The sequence below is a fragment of the Aminobacter sp. P4_D5 genome (assembly GCF_056401815.1).
Genome location: NZ_JBFUIP010000382.1, coordinates 1 through 1,279, shown reverse-complemented (window position 1 = coordinate 1,279; position 1,279 = coordinate 1). Strand labels below are relative to the sequence as shown.

Here is a 1,279-nt window from a genome sequence, read left to right as displayed (position 1 = left end):
TTCTCCGTCAGCATCGTCAGCCGCGGCGACGGCCGCAGCGCGGTGCTGTCGGCCGCCTATCGCCATTGCGCCAAGATGGAGTACGAACGCGAAGCGCGCTCGGTCGATTACACCCGCAAGCAGGGGCTTCTTCACGAGGAGTTTTTGGCGCCAGCCGATGCGCCACAATGGCTGCGCAGCCTCATTGCCGATCACTCGGTGGCAGGTGCTGCGGAAGCCTTCTGGAACAAGGTTGAGGCTTGCGAGAAACGCGCGGATGCCCAGCTTGCCAAGGACATCACCATTGCCTTGCCGCTGGAGCTGTCGTCCGAGCARAACATCGCACTGGTCCGYGATTTCGTCGARCGACACATCCTCGCCAAGGGCATGGTTGCGGACTGGGTCTATCATGACGCGCCGGGCAATCCGCATGTCCATCTGATGATGACGCTGCGACCGCTGACCGAAGRCGGGTTCGGSGCCAAGAAGATTGCCGTCATCGGGRAGAAKGGCGAGGTCTTGCGCAACACCGCCGGCAAGATCGTTTATGAGCTATGGGCAGGCGGGATCAACGACTTTRCTGCGCTTCGCGATGGCTGGTTCGAGACGCAGAACCRGCATCTGGCGCTTGGCGGCATCGATCTGCGCGTWGATGGCCGCTCTTATGCCGAGCGCGGCATCGACATCGTGCCGACCATCCATATCGGCGTCGGCGCCAAGGCGATCCAGCGYAAATCCGAAAGCGAAGGTCAAAAGCCCTCGCTTGARCGGATCGATCTGTTCGAGGCSCAGCGCAAGGAGAATACACGCCGGTTYYTMAARCGGCCSGAGATCGTGCTCGATATGATCTCTTCGGAAAGAAGCGTCTTCGACGAACGCGATATCGCCAAGATCCTGCATCGTTATGTCGACGATGCCGCCACGTTCCAGCATCTGCTGGTGCGGGTTCTGCAGAGCCCCGAGGCATTGCGCATCGAGCGCGACGGCGTCGACCTTGCGACAGGAGAGAAGRYCCGAGCGCGCTACACAACGCGCGAGCTGATCCGCATCGAAGCCAAGATGGCAACGCAATCGATCTGGCTTTCGCAGCGCGCAACACATGGCGTTCGAGATGAAGTGCTGGACAGCGTCTTGGCACGTCATTTGCAGCTGTCGCTGGAGCAGCGTGTCGCCATCGAGCATGTGACGGGGGCCGCGCGGATCGCAGCTGTCGTTGGCCGTGCCGGCGCGGGCAAGACCACGATGATGAAGGCCGCCCGTGAGGCGTGGGAACTGGCCGGTTATCGGGTTGTCGGTGCAG

General features: G+C 61.7%; 1 protein-coding gene. It reads left to right on the top strand.

What is annotated here, in order from left to right; all coding sequences use genetic code 11:
• The coding region (locus AC1DWF_RS32070) for a MobA/MobL family protein (protein ID WP_476842575.1) at positions 1-1,279 on the top strand (1,279 nt) is incomplete at both ends.